Below are 19,641 nucleotides of genomic sequence, written 5' to 3'. Positions count from 1 at the left end.
GTCAGGCCTCGAACCTTCGCGCGGTTGATCATCCATCGGGGATGTCAGCGGAGGAACCGCCTGCCGCAGCCTGGTCGGGCGGCTCGAGGAAGAAGGAGCTCGCCTTCGTGGCGTCCCACCGTCGTCCCAAGCAGCCGAGCCGCGCCCGCGTGACCGTGCTCACCGTGACCGCCGCGGCAGCTGTCGCGTTCACCGCCCAGACCGGCGCCCAGGCGGCTCCGAAGCCGAAGATCGACGAAGTGAAGTCGAAGGTCGACGACCTGCACCACGAGGCCGAGGAGGCCACGGAGCAGTACAACCTGGCCGAAGAGCGCCGCGGCAAGCTCCAGAAGGAGATCGGCGCCCTCCAGGACAAGGTCGCCCGCGGGCAGCAGGAGCTCAACACCCTGCGCGACAACATCGGTTCCGTCGCCAGCGCGCAGTACCGCTCCGGTGGCATCGACCCGGCGGTCCAGCTCTTCCTCTCCTCCGACCCGGACACCTACCTCGACAAGGCGTCCGCGATCGACCAGCTCGGCGCCAAGCAGGCCGACGTGCTCCAGTCGATCCAGGCCAAGCAGCGCACTCTCGCCCAGCAGCGCGCCGAGGCGACGACGAAGCTCGCCGACCTCGAGGACGTCCGCAAGACCCTCGGCGAGAAGAAGAAGAAGTTCCAGGGCAAGCTCGCCGAGGCGCAGAAGCTGCTCAACACCCTGACCGCCGCCGAGCGCGCCAAGATGCGCCAGGAGGAGGCCCAGCGCTCCAGCCGGGCCGCCGGTGACCGCCTCGAACTCGGCAACGAGGTCCCCGCCTCCCAGCGCGGCGGTGCCGCCCTCAACGCCGCCGCCACCCAGCTCGGCAAGCCGTACCAGTCCGGCGCCGAGGGCCCCGGCGCGTACGACTGCTCCGGGCTGACCCAGTGGGCCTACGCCCAGGCCGGCGTGAGCCTCACCCGCACCACCTACACCCAGCAGAACGACGGCGTGAAGATCGGCCGCAGCCAGCTCAAGCCGGGCGACCTGGTCTTCTTCAACGGCCTGTCGCACGTGGGCCTGTACGCGGGCAACAACACCATCCTGCACGCCCCCAAGCCGGGCGCCGTGGTCCGTTACGAGTCCATGGACTACATGGGCACCTTCCAGTTCGGCGTGCGCATCTGACGCCTCCGGCCCGTCGGGCGGCTCCCGCCGCCTGACGCCCGATCGGGTGGTTCGTCGCGCCCCTGCCTGACCTGACGCCCCGCCGGTGACCTGTGGTCTCCGGCGGGGCGTCACTTTGTGTGCCCGGCGCCTTCGTTGGACGCGCGGTGATCTCCGGCTACTGTCTGCCGCGCCAGTCCGGGCACAGCTGAACGGAGCGCGATACGTGGCGTCCCATCGACGACCCGCCAGGGTCACCGTCCTGACCGCCGCCGCGGCCACCGCGGCGACGGCCTTCGGCGCCGTCCCCGCGAGCGCCGACCCGAGCGGCACCGCCGAGTCCACCAAGGCCACGGTCGACCGGCTCTACGAGGAGGCCGAACGGGCCACCGAGGGCTACAACAAGGCCGACGAGCGGGCCGACGCCCTGCGCAGGACGCTCTCCCAGGCCCAGGACAGCGTCGCGCGCGGCCAGGAGCGCATCAACCGCATGCGCGGCGCCCTCGGTTCGGTCGCCGGAGCCCAGTACCGCTCCGGCGGCATCGACCCCGCCCTCGCCCTCCTGCTCTCCGCCGACCCCGACTCCTACCTCGACCGGGCCTCGGTCCTCGACCGGGTCGCCTCCCGCCAGGGCGTCGCGCTCGGCCTGCTCCGGGACGAACTGCGCGCCTCCACCCAGAAGCGGAGCGAGGCGCGACGGCTCCTCACCGAGCTGGAGCGCAGCAGGACCCAGGTCGCCGGGCACAAGCGCACGGTCGAGCGGAAGCTCGCCGAGGCCCGCCGGCTGCTGGCCTCCCTCACCGCGGAGGAGCGCGAGTCCTTCGACAGCGACGCCCGCGCCTCCCGCTCCGGCCGGGACGAGCTGCCGCCGCTCGCCGGCCTGGCGCCGGGCTCCTCACGGGCCGCCGCCGCCGTCCTCGCCGCCCGCAGCGCGATCGGCCGGCCCTACGTCTGGGGCGCGACCGGCCCCTCCGGCTTCGACTGCTCGGGCCTCATGGTCTGGTCGTACCGGCAGGCCGGGATCAGCCTGCCCCGGACCTCCTCGGCGCAGCGGTACGCCGGACGGCAGGTGCCGCTCTCGCAGGCGCAGCCGGGCGACCTGGTGACGTACCGCAGCGACGCCAGCCACGTCGGCATCTACGCCGGGAACGGCCAGGTGATCCACGCTCCCTACCCCGGGGCGCGGGTGCGCTACGACCCGGTCGGGATGATGTCGCACGTCACGGTGACCCGGGTCTGACCGTACGCCCGCCGTTCGCGTGCCCGTACGATCGAGGGCGTGGCACGGCAGGGGCGGAGGACGCGGGGGGATCGCCCCACAGCGGGCGGGGCGCGCGGCGCCGCCTGCCTGCTGACCGCGTTGCTCGCCCTCGGCGGGTGCGCCGCCCCCGGGCCCGCCGACCCGGCGCCCCGGGAGATCCAGGGCCTGCTCGACCGCCAGGCGCGGGCGCTGCTCGCCCGGGACGAGGCCGCCTACACCGTCGGACTCGACCCCTCGCTCGCCCCGGCCGCCCTGCGGGAGTTCGACCACCTCGCCGAGGTGCCGCTCGGCTCCTGGAACTACCGGGTCACCGACGTGGACCGGGCGGACGGCGGCCGGGCGACGGTCCGCGCGGAGCTGCGCTACCAGGTCCGCGGCTACGACCCCGGGCCCGTCACGACCGAGCGCCTCCTGGAACTGACCCGGCGGCACGGCCGGTGGTACGTCAGCGCCGACCGGCCCGGCGAGAAGACCGCCGTCCAGCAGCTGTGGCAGCAGGGCGAGGTGGAGGCGGTACGGGGACGGCACAGCCTCGTCCTCGGCGTCGGGCAGCCGGAGGAGCGCCTGCGGGCGATCGCGGCCGCGGCGGACGAAGCGGTGCCCGCGGTCTCGGCTGCCTGGCCGTCGGCCTGGGCGGGCCGGGTGGTCGTCCTCGTCCCGTCCTCCCTGGACGCGATGGGCGGCCTGCTCGGGGCGCCGGGGGCCTCCTACCGGGGCATCGCGGCCGTCACCACCGGCGAGGTCCGCGGCGGCCCCGATTCCCCCGCCGACCGCGTGATCGTCAACCCCGAGGCGTACGGGGCGCTCGGCGCCTTCGGCCGGCAGATCGTGCTCACCCACGAGACGACGCACGTGGCCACCCGGGCCGCGACCTCGCCCGCCACCCCGGTCTGGCTCTCCGAGGGCTTCGCCGACTGGGTGGCCTACCGCGGCACCGGCCGCTCCGCCGCCCAGGCCGCCCCGGAGCTGCACCGCGCGGTCGCCGCGGGCGACCTCCCGGCGACGCTCCCCGACGACCGGGCCTTCGCCTTCGGCGCCGACGGGGAGGCGCTGGCACGGGCGTACGAGGGCGGCTGGCTGGCGTGCGCCCTGATCGCCGAGCGGTGGGGCGAGCGGAGACTGACCGACTTCTACCGCGCGGTGGGCGCCCACCCCTCCCGCGAGGGCGCGGTGGAGAAGGCCCTGCACGACGTCCTCGGCACGACGCCCGACGCGTTCACCGCCGCCTGGCGCCGCCATCTGTCCGAGCGGCTGGCCTGAGACCCGGGGGGACGCGGAGGTCTCGTACGGCTCCGGTTCGGTTTCAGGGGGCCGACAGGGCCTTCGCCCGGTCCGCGCGCACCGGCGCCGCCGGGGTCCGCTCGCGCGGCTCGGTCACCGTCTGGCGCCACAGGACGCGGCAGGCGGAGACGGAGGCGGCGACCAGCAGCCCGTTCCGTACCAGCAGCAGGGTGAGGCCCAGCGGGTCGCTGTCGGTCACGTGCGAGAACCAGACGGGGAACTCCAGCTGCGTCACCGCCGTCGCCCACAGGACCAGGACCGCGGGCCGCCGCATCCGGCTCGCGCGGTAGACCAGGCAGACGGCCGCGAGCCCGACCAGCCAGATCATGTACTGCGGGCTGATCACCCGGCTCGTGGTGGTGAACAGCAGCACCGCCACGAACGCCGCGTCCGCCGGGGTCGTGGTGGAGAAGGCGCGGGCCCGGAACCGCCACAGCAGCAGCCAGGCGAAGACGGCGACCGCCAGCGCCATCGCGGCCGTGGAGACGGCGGCGACGCCCGGGCCGAGGAACTCGATCGAGCCGTAGTTCATCCGCGGCTCGCCCTCCCAGCCGACGTGCCGCGCCACGTGGAAGACGAGCGCGCCGAGCGACTCGACCTCCGTACCCCGGTCCCGCTGGTAGCCGAGGAAGGCCAGCGCACCCGGCGCCGCGAGGGTGCACAGCAGCAGCACACCGGCCGCCGCGCCCGCCGCCGTCGACCAGGAGCGCAGGGTGGCCCGGCCGCGCGGGGTGCCCGCGAGGAGCAGCGCCGGCCAGACCTTCACCACGGCCCCGAAGCCGGCCAGCGCGCCCAGGACCCCGGGGCGCCGGGGCGCCGCGAGCAGGGCGGCGACGGCGACGGCGGTGACCATCAGGTCGTACCGGGCGAACGCGGTCGGGCCGAGCAGGGGGACACCGGCGATCCAGATCCAGGCGCCGCGCGGGGTACGGCCGGGGCGCCTGCCCGTGTACAGCAGCAGGCCCAGGACGACCGCGTCACAGAGGAGGGCGAGGACGAAGAAGGCGGAGGAGTAGCCGAGGAACGGCAGCAGCGCGGGGGAGAGGACCGCGAGGGCGGCACCCGGCGGGTACTGCCAGCTGACGTCGTCCAGCGGGTACGTGCCCGTCCGCAGGACCTCGTACCAGCCCTGGTAGATGTGCTCGATGTCGCTGGTGACGTCGGGGCCCGGCATCACCAGCACCTTGAAGACGCACAGCAGCAGTACCGCCCTCGTCACTGCCCACACCGCCAGCGGAAGCCTGAGCTCCGCGCCGTCGGCCGCGCGCCCGCGCAGCGCGCCCAGTACGCCCGTCATCCCTGCCTCGTCCTCGTCCTGTCGGTCCGCTGTCGCGGAGGTGCTGCCGGGCGGCGGCGCGGCCACGGTAGATTCGGCCACGATGCACAAGACCTTGATCGTAACCAACGACTTCCCGCCCCGCCCCGGCGGAATTCAGGCGTTCCTGCACAACATGGCGCTGCGCCTGGATCCCGAGCGGATCGTGGTCTACGCCTCCACGTGGAAGCGCGGCCGCGAGGGGACCGAGGCGACCGCCGCGTTCGACGCGGAACAGCCTTTCACGGTCGTACGCGACCGCACCACCATGCTCCTGCCGACCCCCCGCGTCACCGCCCGGGCGACCGCCCTGCTGCGCGAGCACGGCTGCGAGTCGGTCTGGTTCGGGGCGGCCGCGCCGCTCGGTCTGATGGCGCCCGCGCTGCGGCGGGCCGGCGCGCGGCGCCTGGTGGCCACCACGCACGGGCACGAGGCGGGATGGGCGCAGCTGCCCGCCTCCCGGCAGCTGCTGCGGCGGATCGGCGAGCACACGGACACGATCACCTACCTCGGCGAGTACACCCGCTCGCGGATCGCCTCGGCGCTCACGCCGGCGGCGGCCGGGCGGATGACGCAGCTCCCGCCGGGCGTCGACGAGAAGACCTTCCACCCCGGATCCGGCGGCGAGGCGGTACGCGAACGGCTCGGGCTGACCGACCGGCCGGTGGTGGTGTGCGTCTCCCGGCTCGTCCCCCGAAAGGGGCAGGACACGCTGATCAGGGCCCTCCCGGCGATCCTGCGCCGGGTGCCGGACGCGGTGCTCCTGATCGTCGGCGGCGGCCCGTACGAGAACGATCTGCGGCGGCTCGCCGCGACGACCGGCGTGGCCGGTTCCGTACGCTTCACCGGCGCCGTGCCCTGGGCCGAGCTGCCGGCCCACTACGGCGCCGGCGACGTCTTCGCCATGCCCTGTCGGACCCGCCGGGGCGGCCTCGACGTCGAGGGGCTCGGCATCGTCTATCTGGAGGCCTCGGCCACCGGCCTGCCGGTCGTCGCCGGGGACTCGGGCGGCGCCCCGGACGCGGTGCTCGACGGCGAGACCGGCTGGGTGGTGCGCGGCGACTCCCCCGAGGAGTCCGCGGACCGGGTGGCGACCCTGCTGCTCGACCCGGAGCTGCGCGCGCGGATGGGCGAGCGCGGCCGCGCCTGGGTCGAGGAGCGCTGGCGGTGGGACCTGCTGGCCGAGCGGCTGAAGGAGCTGCTCTGACGATGCCCCGACGGCGCCCGCCGGCCCCGGACCGCGACCGGGCGGGCGCCGCCGCTCCCCGGTGTCAGCCGGAGAGCCGGGCGGGTGGCCGTTCCGCTCCCCGGTGTCAGCCGGAGAGCCGGGCGGGCAGGTAGTCGGTCAGCGCGCAGCCGTCCACCAGGAGCTCCTCCTGGCGGTACCCGTCGGGGATCTTGAAGTCCTTCTCGCAGGTGAAGAGGAGGGTGCCCGAGTCCTTGAGCTTCTGGGCCACCCGCTCGTCGCCCGGGACGAGCGCGAAGTCCTGGCCGATGAGGAAACGGCCGCCGCCGCCCTTGGCCGCCGCATCCCGGTTCGCCTTCTGGAACTTCTCCATGTCGGTGACGGTCAGCAGGGTCAGGGTGTCCTCGCGGTCGTCGCCGCAGACCGCGCGCTGGCCTATGCCCCAGGCGGGGTCCTTGGCCTCCTCGTTCATGGAGCCGTCCCCGGAGGCCGCCCGCAGATCGCTGCAGAGCGTGTGTTCGCTGACGATCCGTTCGACGCCCGCCAGGTCGCCCGCCTTCGCCAGGCCGGCGTCCTCTCCCCAGCTGCTGCTGCAGCCCGTGACCGTGACCAGGGCGGTCAGGGCCGCCCCCAGGACGGCGGTGCGCTTGAGCCGCATGAAACCTCTGCTCCTCATGTCTGTCTCTGCCTCGGGTGCCGGTGGCACGGCGGGTCGCCGTGACCGGTGGTGGACGCGGAACACGCTCCGGAACCCGCTCCCGGAACACGCTCTCGGACCGCGCGAACGCCCCCGGCGGCCCGACGCGGGCTGCCAGGGGCGTTCTGGGCGACCGTCAGGCGCGGTAGATCGCCTCGATCTCGTCGGCGAAGTCCTTCGCCACGACGTTCCGCTTCAGCTTCAGCGACGGGGTGATGTGCCCCGCCTCCTCGGTGAACTGGGAGTTCAGGATCCTGAACTTCCGCACCGACTCGGCCTTGGACACCGCCGCGTTGCCGTCGTCCACCGCCCGCTGCACCTCGGCGAGCAGCTCCGCGTCCTCGCGCAGCGTAGCGGCTGTCGAGCCGGACGGCTTGCCGTGGTCGGCGGCCCACCGGCCGAGGAACTCCTCGTCCAGGGTGACCAGCGCGCCGACGAACGGCCGCCCGTCGCCCACCACCATGCACTCCGCGACCAGCGCGTGCGCCCGGATCCGGTCCTCGATGACCGCCGGGGCGACGTTCTTGCCGCCCGCCGTCACCAGGATCTCCTTCTTCCGGCCGGTGATCGCGAGGTAGCCGTCCTCGTCGAGCGTGCCGATGTCACCGGTGTGGAACCAGCCGTCGGCGAGCGCCTCGGCCGTGGCGGCCTCGTTCTTCCAGTAGCCCGAGAAGATGTGCTCGCCGTGCAGGAGCACCTCGCCGTCGTCGGCGATCCGGACCACCGACCCGGGCAGGGGCTGCCCGACCGTGCCGATCTTCTGCCGGTCCCAGGGGTTGAACGCGGTCGCCGCGCACGACTCCGTCAGGCCGTAGCCCTCCAGGACGGTGAAGCCGATGCCCCGGAAGAAGTGGCCGAGCCGCTCGCCCAGCGGCGCGCCGCCCGAGATCGCGTACTCGCCGCGGCCGCCGAGGACCGCGCGCAGCTTGGAGAAGACCAGCTTGTCGAAGATCCGGTGCTTGATCCGCAGACCGAGCGAGGGGCCCTGCGGCGTGCCGATCGCGCGGCTGTACGCGATCGCCGTGTGCGCGGCCTTGTCGAAGATCTTGCCCTTGCCGTCCGCCTGCGCCTTGGCGCGCGCCGAGTTGTAGACCTTCTCGAAGACGCGTGGCACACCGAGGATCAGGGTGGGCCGGAACGCGGCCAGTTCGTCGGTGAGGTTCTTGATGTCCGGCACGGTGCCCAGCTTGATCGGCGCCATCACGGAGGCGACCTCGACCAGACGCCCGAAGACGTGCGCGGCGGGCAGGAAGAGCAGGACCGAGCACTCGCCGGTACGGAACAGCGGCTTGAGCCGCTCCACCACGTTGCCGCACTCGGCGAAGAACGCGCGGTGGGTCAGCACACAGCCCTTGGGGCGGCCCGTGGTGCCCGAGGTGTAGACGATCGTCGCCGGGTCGTCGGCGTGCGCGGACGACATCCGCTCGTCGAGCAGCGCGTCGGAGACCTCCGCGCCGGACGCGGTGAGGCGGGCCACCGCGTCGGCCTCGATCTGCCAGACGCCCTTGAGCTCCGGCAGGCCGGAGCGCACCGACTCCACCGCCGCCTCGTGGGCGGCGGACTCCGCGAGGACCAGCGTGGCCTCCGAGTCGCCGAGGATCCACTGGATCTGCTCCGGCGAGCTGGTCTCGTACACCGGGACGGTCACACCGCCGGCGCTCCAGATCGCGAAATCGAGAAGCACCCATTCGTAACGGGTCCGGGACAGCAGGGCCACCCGGTCACCCGGCTCCACACCGGCGGCGATCAGCCCCTTCGCGACCCCGCGGACCTCGGCGAGGAACTGCTCGGCGGTGACGTCCGTCCAGACGCCGGCCACCTTGCGTCCCATCACGGCGACATCGGGGTGCTGAGAGGCGTTGCGGCGGATGAGATCCGTCAGATTGCCGTCCGTGGGGACCTCGTACAGGGCCGGAAGGCTGAACTCGCGCAAGACTGCTGCTCCTCATCGGGCGCCGGCGCCACGGCTCTGTGTGATGCACCGGTGAAGTCCAAGATCGGGCAGGTGCTCAGTGGGGTGAGCACGACTGGACTGCCCGGACGTTACCCATCAGTACTCGGTTCCCGATAGGGGGGTCAGGTCAGATGTTCCATGCGTCACACATGTATGGCGGTGCTTCGCGCACAGTAGTCCACTCCTTCGCGGACTTGGAAGTAACCGCAGGTCCGACCCCCTAAGGTGGGTCTCATGCCAGGCATGAGAGTCCATGTCGTCAGTGATGTGCACGGGAACACCGGCGCCCTCGCCAAGGCGGGGGAGGGGGCGGACGCCCTCATATGTCTCGGTGACCTCGTGCTCTTCCTCGACTACGCCGACCACAGCCGGGGGATCTTCCCCGACCTCTTCGGCGTCGAGAACGCCGACCTCATCGTCGAACTGCGCACCGCGCGCCGCTTCGACGAGGCCCGCGAGCTGGGCAGACGGCTCTGGGCCGCGCTCGAGGTCGACCGCGACACGGCCATCGAGGCGGCCGTCCGCCGCCAGTACGCCGAGATGTTCGCCGCCTTCCCCACGCCGACCTACGCCACCTACGGCAACGTCGACATCCCGCGCCTGTGGCCCGAGTTCGCCCGCCCCGGGACCACCGTCCTGGACGGCGACCGGATCGAGCTCGGCGGCCTGGTCTTCGGCTTCGTCGGCGGCGGCCTGCGGACACCGATGCGCACGCCGTACGAGATCTCGGACGAGGAGTACGCGGCGAAGGTCGAGGCCCTCGGCGCCGTCGACGTGCTGTGCAGCCACATCCCGCCCGACGTGCCGGAGCTGACCTACGACACGGTCGCGCGCCGCTTCGAGCGCGGCAGCCGCGCCCTCCTCGACGCCATCCGCCGCACCCGGCCCCGCTACGCCCTCTTCGGCCACGTCCACCAGCCGCTGGCGCGGCGGATGCGGATCGGCGCCACGGAATGCGTGAACGTCGGCCACTTCGCCGCGACCGGGAGGCCGTGGGCGCTGGAGTGGTGAAAGCCCGGCCCCGGGGGCGCGATAGCCTTCGGTCGGCACGTTCGTGCCCTTCGACTTCCGCCGGACCGCACAGTGGAGGAACCACCGCGATGGCCGAACACACCAGCTCGAGCATCACCATCGAGGCGGCACCGGCCGACGTCATGGGCGTGATCGCCGACTTCGCCCGCTACCCCGAGTGGACGGGCGAGGTGAAGGAGGCCGAGGTCCTGGCGACCGACCCGGCCGGCCGCGCGGAGAAGGTCCGGCTGCTGCTCGACGCCGGCGCGATCAAGGACGACCACACCCTGGCGTACACCTGGACCGGAGACCACGAGGTCAGCTGGACCCTGGTCAAGTCCCAGATGCTCCGCGCCCTCGACGGCTCCTACCGGCTCGCCCCCGCGAACGGCGGCAAGGGCACCGAGGTGACGTACCAGCTGACGGTCGACGTCAAGATCCCGATGCTCGGCATGATCAAGCGCAAGGCGGAGAAGGTCATCATCGACCGCGCGCTGGCCGGCCTGAAGAAGCGCGTGGAGTCGGGCGCCTGAGCCACCGCCCCCGCAGGCCCCACGGGCCGGCGGCGGAACCGGGCTCCCGACGGGCCCGCCCCCGGCGACCCCGGGGGCCCGGGCGGGCGGCGCACACCGATAACGTCGCCGCATGCGGATCATCCTTGTCACCGGCCCCGGCGGCGCCGGGCGCACCACGGTCGCCTCGGCGACCGCCCTCGCCGAGGCGCGGGCGGGCCGCGGGGTCCTGCTGGTGTCCGAGCGACCCGACGAGGCGCTCGCCGCGGCCGCCCCCGGCGCCCTGCGGATCCTGCGCCCCGACCCGGCCGCCGACTTCCGCCGCGAGTTCCTGGACCTCCAGGCCCGCTCCGCCACCGCCCTCGACCTCCTCGGCGCGGCCCCCCTGGAGGACGCCGAGCTGACCGAACTCCCCGGCAGCCGCCCCTTCGCCCTCCTGCGTGCCCTGCGCGACGCCGCCGCCACGGACCGGGACCTGGTCGTCGTCGACATGCCGCCGCTCCTTGACGCCCTCGCGGTCCTCGCCCTGCCCGAGCAGCTCCGCCGCTATCTGCGCCGCCTCCTGCCCGCCGAACGACAGGCCGCCCGCGCCCTGCGTCCGATGCTCGCCCAGCTGGCCGGCGTCCCCATGCCCGCCCAGTGGCTGTACGAGACCACCGGCCGCTGGGAGGCCGAACTCGCCGCCGTCCAGGCGGTCGTCGACGCCCCGGACACCACCGTCCGCCTCGTCGTCGAGCCCGGCCCGGACGCCCACGACGCCCTGCGCACCGCCCGCCTCGGACTCGCGCTCCACGGCCTCGCCCTCGACGCCGTCGTCGCCAACCGGATGCTCCCCGCCGACTCCGCCGACCCCTGGTTCGCCGCCCTGGCCGCCCGCCGGCGAGAGCACCTGGACCGGCTCCGTACCGGTTACGACGGCACCGTCCACACCCTGCCCCACCTCGGCCGCGACCCCGAGGGCCCCGAGGACCTCGTCACGCTCGCCGTGGCGGAGAAGGCCGGGGACCCGGTCGAGCGGCCCGCCCCCGCGTGGCGGGTCGAGGACCGCCGCGAGGACGACGGCATCCTCGTCTGGCACCTCCCGCTGCCCGGCGCCGTCAAGGAGGAGCTGTCCCTCGTACGCCGAGGGGACGAACTCCTCCTCGCCGCCGGGCCCTTCCGCCGGAACGTCCCGCTGCCGCCCGTCCTGCGCCGCTGCACCGTCTCCGGCGCCGCTCTCGTCGACGGCGACCTGCGGATCCGGTTCACCCCCGACACCGGCCTCTGGCCGAAGACGTCGTAACGGACACCGCTGCGCCCGTGTACCGTCGACGGTAGAAGCCGTAAGGAGTACGCCATGAGCGATTCGGATGCCTGGGCCAAGGCGTGCGCCGAGGACCTGGAGGCCGAGAAGGCCCGCCGCCGCGCCCGCGCCGGCACGGAGCCCGGTTCGGCCGCCGAGGAGTTCCGCAGACTCTTCGACGCCGTCGCCGACAAGGTCTCCGGTCTGCGGGGCCCGCTGGGCGGCATGGCCGCCCAGGGCGCGGTCCAGCACACGGTGCAGCAGATCGTCCACCAGGCGAAGGCCGCCGTCGAGCCCGTCATCGAGCGGAACCCGCAGGTCTTCGACCACCTCGCGGCCGCGGGCAACGAACTGCTCGCCGCGTACCGCTCCGCGGTCGAGAGCCACGAGACGCGCTGGACCCGGGAGGGGGCCGGCCCGTCGCGCGCGGAACAGGGCGACGCGGCCCCCGCCGACCGTCCCGACGACCCGCGCGACGAGGGCCCCGGCACCGGGCAGCACATCGATCTCGACTGAGCGGTCCGACTGAGCGGTAGGGTCGCGCCCCTCGGGTACGGTTGCCCCTAGCGGGGCTCGACCGAAAACTGAGGGACACATGGGACTCACCATCGGCGTCGACATCGGCGGCACGAAGATCGCGGCCGGCGTGGTCGACGAGGAGGGCAACATCCTCGACACGCACAAGGTGCCCACCCCGCCGACCCCCGGAGGCATCGTCGACGCGATCTGCGCCGCTGTGTCCGAGGCCGGCAAGGGTCATCAGATCGAGGCCGTCGGCATCGGTGCGGCGGGTTACGTCGACGACAAGCGCGCCACCGTCCTCTTCGCGCCGAACATCGACTGGCGGCACGAGCCGCTGAAGGACAAGGTCGAGCAGCGGGTCGGCCTGCCGGTCGTCGTCGAGAACGACGCGAACGCGGCGGCCTGGGGCGAGTACCGGTTCGGCGCGGGGCAGGGGCACGACGACGTCATCTGCATCACGCTCGGCACCGGCCTCGGCGGCGGCATCATCATCGGCAACAAGCTCCGCCGCGGACGCTTCGGCGTCGCCGCGGAGTTCGGCCACATCCGGGTCGTCCCCGACGGCCTGCTGTGCGGCTGCGGCAGCCAGGGCTGCTGGGAGCAGTACGCCTCCGGGCGCGCCCTCGTCCGGTACGCCCGGCAGCGCGCGAACGCCACCCCGGAGAACGCCGCCATCCTCCTCGCGCTGGGCGACGGCACCCCGGAGGGCATCGAGGGCAAGCACGTCAGCGCGGCCGCCCGGCAGGGCTGCCCGGTGGCCGTGGACTCCTTCCGCGAGCTGGCCCGCTGGGCGGGCGCGGGCCTGGCCGACCTGGCGTCGCTGTTCGACCCGTCGGCGTTCATCGTCGGCGGCGGTGTGTCGGACGAGGGCGAGCTGGTGCTCGACCCGATCCGGAAGTCCTTCCGGCGCTGGCTGATCGGCGGCCAGTGGCGCCCGCACGCGCAGGTCCTCGCGGCCCAGCTCGGCGGCGAGGCCGGCCTGGTCGGCGCGGCGGACCTCGCCCGCCAGGGCTGACACCGTCCCGTACTCCTCATGACTCCGCCCGCCGTGCCCCTCGGGGTACGGCGGGCGGTTGTCGTATGTTGCTGGGCATGGCGATCAGTGAGCTGCCCAACTCCCGCACCGAAGCGGACGGTTCGGCCGTCGTCCGGGTGCTCTCCTACAACGTCCGTTCCCAGCGGGACGACGAGGACGCCCTCGCCCGGGTCATCCGGGCCTGCGCGCCCGACCTCGTCTTCGTCCAGGAGGCGCCCCGCTTCTTCCGCTGGCGCAAGCACGCGGCCCGGCTCGCCGCCAAATGCGACCTCTATGTGCTGAGCGGGGGCGCCACCGCCGCCGGGCCGCTGCTGATGTGCTCGTTGCGGGCGACCGTGGAACGCACCGAGGACGTGCTGCTGCCGCTCACCCCGGGGCAGCACCGGCGGGGCCTCGCCACGGCGGTCGTACGGTTCGGGGCGGCGCGGGTCGGGCTGATCAGCTGCCATCTGAGCCTGCGCGAGGAGGAGCGGTACGCGCAGGCGGGGATGGTCCTGGACCGGGTGGCGGCCATGGGCGCGCCGCACACGATCGTGGCCGGGGACCTCAACGAGCGCCCGGAGGGCCGGAGCTTCACGCGGCTGGCGAAGGAGCTGCGGGACGGGTGGCAGGTCGCCCCCTGGGGCGGGGAGCGCACCTTCCCGCCGGGCGATCCGTACCAGCGGATCGACGCGATCCTCGCCACCCCGGGGGTCGAGTTCCTCGGCTGCGGTGTCCCGACGGGCCTCCCGGAGGCGGACCTCAGGGCGGCGACGGACCACCTGCCGGTGCTGGCGGCGGTGCGGATCCCGGCGGGCTGAGCACGTGGGGCCGGGCGGCGGTGCGGATCCCGGCGGGCTGAGCAGGCGGGGCCCGGCGGGCTGAGCACGCCGCCCGGGCGCCCGGAAGCGGGTGGGCGCGCCGGTCACGCCACCGCCGGCCCCACCGGGCCTCGGCCCCCGCCCGGGGCTCCGGTCACCGGCCTGTCGAGGGCCGCGCCCCGCTCACACCACCGCGCCGCGGCCCGGGTCGTCGAAGCCGTCCTCGTCGTCGTCGTGCTTCATCCGGGCCACCAGCGTCGCGAAGCCGCCCAGGAAGCCGCCCACGCACAGGGTCGTCATCCACCAGGTCATGTCCCACCCGAGGAGCACCGCCAGCAGCATCAGGACCGGGCCGCCCACCACGCCCAGCCACGCGAACTTCGTCGTCGCGTCGGCCTCCGGCAGCGGCGGCGGCTCCGGCGGGACGAAGTGGCCCTCGCCGTCGTCGTCCTTCGCGGCGCGCTTGCCGGCCTTGCTCCCCGCGGCGGGCTCGCCGTCCCCGGTCTCCTCGGCCGGCTCCTCGGCCGGCTCCTCGTCCGGGTCCGCGAGCCGGTAGTCACGCGGGCCGCCGCCCACGCTCACCCCGGGGGCGAAGACGACCGAGCTGCCGAGAGCCGGTCTCTCCGGCTCCTCGTCCTCGGCCTCGTCCTCGGTGTCGCCTTCGCTCTCGCTCTCGCTCTCCACCGGCTCGGGCAGCGCCAAGTCCTCGACCGACCGGAAGGGCCGCGCGCCAGGCGGATCCGTCGGCTCCTCGCCGTACCCGGCGACGATCGCGGCCCAGGCCGCCTCCTCGTCGATGGGCTGCGGCTCGCGCTCCCCGTCCTGCTGCTCAGCCACCGCTCGTGCTCCCCTTCTCCCCTACGACGTCCGGAGCGAGCCGGCCGACGAACGCCCAGCTCTCCTCGAAGATCCGCTCCGCGTCATGGTCCAACGTCGCCACGTGGTAACTCTGTTCCAGCAGGACCTCGCGGACGTCCGTCGAGGAGACCCGGCTGAGGATGCGGGCCGAGTCCGCCGGCGGCACCACGTGGTCCTGCGGGCTGTGCAGCAGGACGAGCGGCTGGGTGACCTGCGGCAGCTCCGCGTCCACCGTGCGGAAGAACCGGCGCAGCGAGTGCGCCGCGTGCAGCGGCACCTTGTCGTACCCGATCTCGGTGACGCCCTCCTTGGCGATGTCGCTGGCGATGCCGTTCGTCGTGGGGACGAGGTGGCGGACCACCGGCAGCGCGTGCGCGGCGACACCGTGCACCTTGTTGCCGGGGTTGACCAGGACCAGGCCCCGGACCGCGTCCCCGTGCTTCGCCGCGAGCCGCAGGGCCAGCGCCCCGCCCATCGACAGGCCGAAGACGAAGACCCGCTCGCACCGGGCGAGCAGCTCCCGCAGGGCCCGGTCCACCTCCGCGTACCAGTCCTGCCAGGTGGTGAGCTGCATGTCCTCCCAGCGGGTGCCGTGCCCGGGCAGCAGGGGCAGCGACACCGTCAGCCCGCGCTCGGCGAGGTACTCGGCCCAGGGCCGCAGCGACTGCGGGGATCCGGTGAATCCGTGACAGAGAAGGACGCCGACCTCTCCGCCCTCATGGCGGTACGGCTCGGCTCCAGGGAGGACCGGCACCGGGGTCTCCTGTTCGGGGTTCGGCTTCGGGAGGTACGACGAAGCGACGGCAAGAGGGAAGGACTTCACGGTACGCGACCGGACCGACACCGACCAGGTCCGTAGACACGAAGGTGCCCCGCCGTGGGCCGCTCCGGCGCGGGGGCGTGGGACACGGCGGGATATGGTCTGTCCGACGGCACACGGAAGGTACCCGAGTTGATCTACGGCGCAATGAAGTTCTCCATCGGAGGCTCGCTGAAGCTGGCCTTCAGGCCGTGGGTGGAGGGCCTCGAGAACATCCCCGACGAGGGGCCGGCGATCCTCGCGAGCAACCACCTGTCGTTCTCCGACTCCTTCTTCCTCCCCGCCGTGCTCGACCGCAAGGTCACCTTCATCGCCAAGGCCGAGTACTTCACCTCGCCCGGGGTGAAGGGCAAGCTCACCGCCGCCTTCTTCAAGGGCGTCGGCCAGCTGCCGGTGGACCGCTCCGGCGCGCGCGGCGCCGGCGAGGCGGCGATCAAGGCCGGGATCGACGTCATCGAGAAGGGCGGACTCTTCGGGATCTACCCCGAGGGCACCCGCTCGCCCGACGGCCGGCTCTACCGCGGCAAGCCCGGCGGCCTCGCGCGCGTGGCCCTGGCCACCGGCGCGCCCGTCATCCCGGTCGCCATGATCGACACCGAGAAGATCCAGCCGCCGGGCAAGGTCGTCCCCAAGCTGATGCGCCCGGGCATCCGGATCGGCAAGCCGCTGGACTTCAGCCGCTACCACGGCATGGAGGGGGACCGCTTCATCCTGCGCTCGGTGACCGACGAGGTCATGTACGAGATCATGAAGCTGTCCGGCCAGGAGTACGTCGACATCTACGCGACGGCCGCGAAGCGGCAGATCGCCGAAGCCGAGAAGGCCGCCAAGGAAGCCGTCAAGGCCGAGATCGCGGCACGGGAAGAGTCCGGCGCCTGACCCCTGCCGGGGGGCGTCGTGGGGTGGGGGAGATGGCCAAGCGCGAGCGAGTCGTGCGGATGTCGGTCGAGCAGCCGCTGTGGCGGGCGCTCACCGCCTACCGTGTCCTGACCATGGTCTACGCCGTGCTGCTCTTCGTCTTCTCGCGCGACTCCTTCGAGCGGCCCTGGGTGGCCATCGGCTTCCTCACCGTCCTGTGCGTCTGGAACCTGGCCACCCTCCCGAAGGTGGCCAACGCCGCCGGCTGCACCCGGCGCTTCCTGGTCGCCGACCTCACCGTCGCGCTGACCGGCATCCTGCTCACCCCGCTCGCCGACGACCAGGCCCGGACCGTCGACGGCCCCACCCTGCCGTCGATATGGACCGCAGGGGCCGTCCTCGCGTACGCCATCAAGGGCGGCTGGCGCTGGGCGGGCTTCGCCTCCTCGCTGGTCGCCGTCGCCAACATCATCGAGCGCGGCCACCCGAGCCGCGACACCCTGCACAACGTGCTCCTCGTCTGGGTCGCCTCCATCGCCATCGGCTACGTCGTCGAGGTCGCCCGCGCCTCCGAGCGCACCCTCGCCCGCGCCCTGGAGATCGAGGCCGCGACCCGGGAGCGGGAGCGGCTCGCCCGGGACATCCACGACAGCGTGCTCCAGGTCCTGGCGATGGTGCAGCGGCGGGGCACGGCGCTCGGCGGCGAGGCCGCCGAGCTGGGCCGGATGGCCGGGGAGCAGGAGGTCGCCCTGCGCACCCTGGTCGCCGGCGGACTGACCCGGCCGTCCCTGGTCTCCGAGGACGCGTCCGAGGGAGCCGTCGTCCGCTACGTCGACGTCTCCGAGGACGAGGCCGGCACGGCGGCCTCCGCGACCGCCCCGGTCGATCTGCGGTCCCTGCTCGCCCCGCGGGCCGGGGCCCGGGTCACCCTCTCCGACCCGGGCGCCCCCGTCCTGCTCCCCTCGGCCGCCGCCCGCGAACTGGCCGCCGCCGTCGGTGCCGCCCTGGACAATGTCCGGGTCCACGCGGGGGCGGACGCGCGGGCGTGGATCCTGGTCGAGGACTGGCCGGACGAGGTGATCGTGACCGTACGGGACGACGGCCCCGGCATCCCCGAGGGGCGGCTGGCGCAGGCCGAGGGCGAGGGCCGGATGGGCGTGGCCCTGTCCATCCGGGGGAGACTGCGGGACCTGGGCGGTACGGCCGAGCTGATCTCGGTCCCCGGCCAGGGCACGGAAGTGGAACTGAAGGTCCCGCGTCAGCGCGGGAGCCACGGGGGAAGGTGAACGGACAGATGAGCGAGCAGCGGGTGGACGGGTCCTCGACGGCCGGGCCGATCAGGGTGATGGTCGTCGACGACCATCCGATGTGGCGGGACGCGGTCGCGCGCGACCTCGCCGAGGCCGGCCTGGACGTGGTCGCCACGGCCGGCGACGGCGAACAGGCGGTGCGGCGCGCCACGGCGGTGAGCCCGGACGTCCTCGTCCTGGACCTCAACCTGCCGGCGAAGCCCGGCGTCCAGGTCTGCAAGGAGCTGGTCGGCGCCGACCCGGCGCTGCGGGTCCTGGTGCTCTCGGCGAGCGGCGAGCACGCCGACGTCCTGGAGGCGGTCAAGTCCGGCGCCACCGGCTATCTGCTGAAGTCCGCCAGCACGGCCGAGCTGATCGACGCGGTCCGCCGCACCGCCGTCGGCGATCCGGTCTTCACGCCGGGCCTGGCGGGCCTGGTCCTCGGGGAGTACCGCCGGCTCGCCTCCGAGCCGGCCCCCACCGCGGGCGCCGACGAGCCGAAGGCCCCCCAGCTGACCGAACGCGAGACCGAGGTCCTGCGCCTGGTCGCCAAGGGGCTGAGCTACAAGCAGATCGCCGAACGCCTGGTCATCTCGCACCGCACGGTGCAGAACCACGTCCAGAACACCCTCGGCAAGCTCCAGCTGCACAACCGCGTGGAGCTCGTCCGCTACGCCATCGAGCGCGGCCTGGACGACGCCTGAGGATTCCCCCGCCCGTTGCACGGAAGCGGGGGGGGGCTTCCTCGGCTGAGGCACGCGCGCCGCCTCCGGGGACCGTATATTCGCCGAGTACCAGACAAAACCGGCAAACCCCCGGAGGGGCTCCGTGGAGATCCTTGCGTTCGGTGTGCAGGCGGACGAGAAGCCGCTGATCGAGGCGGCCTTCCACGGCCACCACGAGGTCCGCTGCCTGGACGTCTTCCTCACCGAGGACACCGCCCCCCTCGCCGCCGGCCACCCCATCGTCTCCACCAGCGTCAACGCCGACCTCGGCGCCCGGGTGCTGCGGACCCTCGCCGACGGCGGGACCAGGATGATCGCCCAGCGCTCCACCGGCTTCAACAACATCGACCTCGACGTGGCCGAACGCCTGGGCCTCACCGTCGCCCGGGTCTCCTTCTACTCCCCCTACTCCGTCGCCGAGTTCGCCTGGACGCTGGCGATGGCGGTCAACCGGCGGATCGTGCGCGCCTCGAACCGGACCCGCGACTTCGACTTCCGGCTCGACGGGCTCATGGGACGCGATCTGCGCGGCCGCACCGTCGGCGTCCTCGGCACCGGCAAGATCGGCGAGGCGTTCACCCGGATCGCCCACGGCTTCGGCATGCGGCTGCTCGGCTGGGACGTCTCCCCGAACCCGGCCTGCGCCGACCTCGGCATGGCCTACGTCGACAAGGACCGGCTCCTCACCGAGTCCGACGTCGTCAGCCTCCACCTCCCGCTGATGCCGGCCACCCGCCACCTCATCGACGCCGCCGCGCTCAAGGCCATGAAGGACGACGCCATCCTGGTGAACTCCAGCCGCGGCGGCCTCGTCGACACCGAAGCCCTCGTCACCGAACTGCGGGCCGGCCGCTTCACCGGGGTGGGACTCGACGTCTACGAGGCGGAGGCCGGGCTCTTCTTCCTCGACAAGTCCCTGGAGGTCGTCGAGGACGACACCCTGGCCCGCCTGGTGACCTTCCCCAACGTCGTGGTCACCTCCCACCAGGCGTACTACACCGTCGACGCGGTCGGCCAGATCGTCGCCACGACGCTCCGCAACGTCCTTGACTACACCGAGGGCCGGCGCAGCGAGAACGTCCTGGTCCCCGCCGCCCCCTGACCCCGACCTACGAC

Annotated in this window: 19 protein-coding genes; 14 read left to right on the top strand and 5 right to left on the bottom strand. The window is 73.5% G+C overall.

Going from position 1 to position 19,641, the window contains the following annotated elements:
* The first annotated feature begins 107 nt into the window (after positions 1 to 107).
* From ACFZBD_RS19290 to ACFZBD_RS19280, 3 genes are all read left to right on the top strand, one after another.
* Positions 108 to 1,139 (top strand): NlpC/P60 family protein, encoded by a 1,032-nt coding sequence (locus ACFZBD_RS19290; protein WP_391140786.1) that lies wholly within the window; start codon positions 108 to 110, stop codon positions 1,137 to 1,139.
* A gap of 205 nt (positions 1,140 to 1,344) precedes the next feature.
* Positions 1,345 to 2,358, top strand: a complete 1,014-nt coding sequence (locus ACFZBD_RS19285) for an NlpC/P60 family protein (protein ID WP_391140785.1) — start codon at positions 1,345 to 1,347, stop codon at positions 2,356 to 2,358.
* A gap of 39 nt (positions 2,359 to 2,397) precedes the next feature.
* Positions 2,398 to 3,639, top strand: coding sequence for a hypothetical protein (locus ACFZBD_RS19280; protein ID WP_391140784.1), 1,242 nt, complete (start codon positions 2,398 to 2,400; stop codon positions 3,637 to 3,639).
* Positions 3,640 to 3,682: 43 nt separating this feature from the next.
* Here ACFZBD_RS19280 and ACFZBD_RS19275 read toward each other — a convergent pair whose 3' ends face one another.
* Entirely contained in the window at positions 3,683 to 4,957 is a 1,275-nt protein-coding gene (locus ACFZBD_RS19275) for a glycosyltransferase 87 family protein (RefSeq protein WP_391141213.1), read from the bottom strand.
* Positions 4,958 to 5,039: 82 nt separating this feature from the next.
* Between ACFZBD_RS19275 and ACFZBD_RS19270 the strand changes: the two genes are divergently transcribed.
* Entirely contained in the window at positions 5,040 to 6,182 is a 1,143-nt protein-coding gene (locus tag ACFZBD_RS19270) for a glycosyltransferase (protein WP_391140783.1), read from the top strand.
* Positions 6,183 to 6,288: 106 nt separating this feature from the next.
* Here ACFZBD_RS19270 and ACFZBD_RS19265 read toward each other — a convergent pair whose 3' ends face one another.
* Positions 6,289 to 6,819 (bottom strand): hypothetical protein, encoded by a 531-nt coding sequence (locus ACFZBD_RS19265; protein WP_391140782.1) that lies wholly within the window; start codon positions 6,817 to 6,819, stop codon positions 6,289 to 6,291.
* A gap of 175 nt (positions 6,820 to 6,994) precedes the next feature.
* On the bottom strand, positions 6,995 to 8,791 hold the full coding sequence (locus tag ACFZBD_RS19260) for an AMP-binding protein (RefSeq protein ID WP_391140781.1): 1,797 nt from the start codon (positions 8,789 to 8,791) through the stop codon (positions 6,995 to 6,997).
* Between the two features lie 264 nt (positions 8,792 to 9,055).
* Between ACFZBD_RS19260 and ACFZBD_RS19255 the strand changes: the two genes are divergently transcribed.
* From ACFZBD_RS19255 to ACFZBD_RS19230, 6 genes are all read left to right on the top strand, one after another.
* Positions 9,056 to 9,823, top strand: a complete 768-nt coding sequence (locus tag ACFZBD_RS19255) for a metallophosphoesterase (RefSeq protein ID WP_391141211.1) — start codon at positions 9,056 to 9,058, stop codon at positions 9,821 to 9,823.
* Positions 9,824 to 9,912: 89 nt separating this feature from the next.
* Positions 9,913 to 10,356 carry an SRPBCC family protein gene (locus ACFZBD_RS19250; protein WP_391140780.1) on the top strand — a complete coding sequence of 148 codons (444 nt, stop codon included), beginning with the start codon at positions 9,913 to 9,915 and terminating at the stop codon, positions 10,354 to 10,356.
* Positions 10,357 to 10,468: 112 nt separating this feature from the next.
* A complete protein-coding gene (locus ACFZBD_RS19245; RefSeq protein WP_391140779.1) occupies positions 10,469 to 11,617 on the top strand; it encodes an ArsA-related P-loop ATPase in 1,149 nt (382 codons plus the stop codon).
* A gap of 54 nt (positions 11,618 to 11,671) precedes the next feature.
* The gene (locus ACFZBD_RS19240) at positions 11,672 to 12,133 is read left to right on the top strand and encodes a DUF5304 family protein (protein WP_391140778.1); all 462 of its coding nucleotides are present in this window, start codon (positions 11,672 to 11,674) and stop codon (positions 12,131 to 12,133) included.
* A 79-nt stretch (positions 12,134 to 12,212) separates the two neighbouring features.
* A complete protein-coding gene (locus ACFZBD_RS19235; protein WP_391140777.1) occupies positions 12,213 to 13,154 on the top strand; it encodes an ROK family glucokinase in 942 nt (313 codons plus the stop codon).
* 77 nt (positions 13,155 to 13,231) lie between these two features.
* On the top strand, positions 13,232 to 13,975 hold the full coding sequence (locus tag ACFZBD_RS19230) for an endonuclease/exonuclease/phosphatase family protein (RefSeq protein WP_391140776.1): 744 nt from the start codon (positions 13,232 to 13,234) through the stop codon (positions 13,973 to 13,975).
* A gap of 183 nt (positions 13,976 to 14,158) precedes the next feature.
* Here the strand turns inward: ACFZBD_RS19230 and ACFZBD_RS19225 are convergent, their stop codons facing one another.
* Entirely contained in the window at positions 14,159 to 14,812 is a 654-nt protein-coding gene (locus tag ACFZBD_RS19225; protein ID WP_391140775.1) for a hypothetical protein, read from the bottom strand.
* On the bottom strand, positions 14,805 to 15,587 hold the full coding sequence (locus ACFZBD_RS19220) for an alpha/beta fold hydrolase (RefSeq protein WP_391140774.1): 783 nt from the start codon (positions 15,585 to 15,587) through the stop codon (positions 14,805 to 14,807). The genes ACFZBD_RS19225 and ACFZBD_RS19220 overlap by 8 nt, the downstream gene beginning before the upstream one ends.
* Before the next feature lie 213 nt (positions 15,588 to 15,800).
* On the opposite strand from ACFZBD_RS19220, the gene ACFZBD_RS19215 reads away from it, so the two are divergent.
* From ACFZBD_RS19215 to ACFZBD_RS19200, 4 genes are all read left to right on the top strand, one after another.
* Complete coding sequence (locus tag ACFZBD_RS19215) at positions 15,801 to 16,532, top strand: 1-acyl-sn-glycerol-3-phosphate acyltransferase (protein WP_391141210.1); 732 nt, start codon at positions 15,801 to 15,803, stop codon at positions 16,530 to 16,532.
* Between the two features lie 32 nt (positions 16,533 to 16,564).
* A complete protein-coding gene (gene macS / locus ACFZBD_RS19210; RefSeq protein ID WP_391140773.1) occupies positions 16,565 to 17,797 on the top strand; it encodes a MacS family sensor histidine kinase in 1,233 nt (410 codons plus the stop codon).
* Between the two features lie 8 nt (positions 17,798 to 17,805).
* Positions 17,806 to 18,504 carry a response regulator gene (locus tag ACFZBD_RS19205; protein ID WP_391140772.1) on the top strand — a complete coding sequence of 233 codons (699 nt, stop codon included), beginning with the start codon at positions 17,806 to 17,808 and terminating at the stop codon, positions 18,502 to 18,504.
* A gap of 124 nt (positions 18,505 to 18,628) precedes the next feature.
* A complete protein-coding gene (locus tag ACFZBD_RS19200) occupies positions 18,629 to 19,627 on the top strand; it encodes an NAD(P)-dependent oxidoreductase (protein WP_391140771.1) in 999 nt (332 codons plus the stop codon).
* Positions 19,628 to 19,641: the final 14 nt, after the last annotated feature.

Origin of the sequence: Streptomyces sp. NPDC008121 (assembly GCF_042957155.1) — a bacterium.
GTDB lineage: Bacteria > Actinomycetota > Actinomycetes > Streptomycetales > Streptomycetaceae > Streptomyces.
This window is presented reverse-complemented; position numbering and strand designations above follow the sequence as displayed.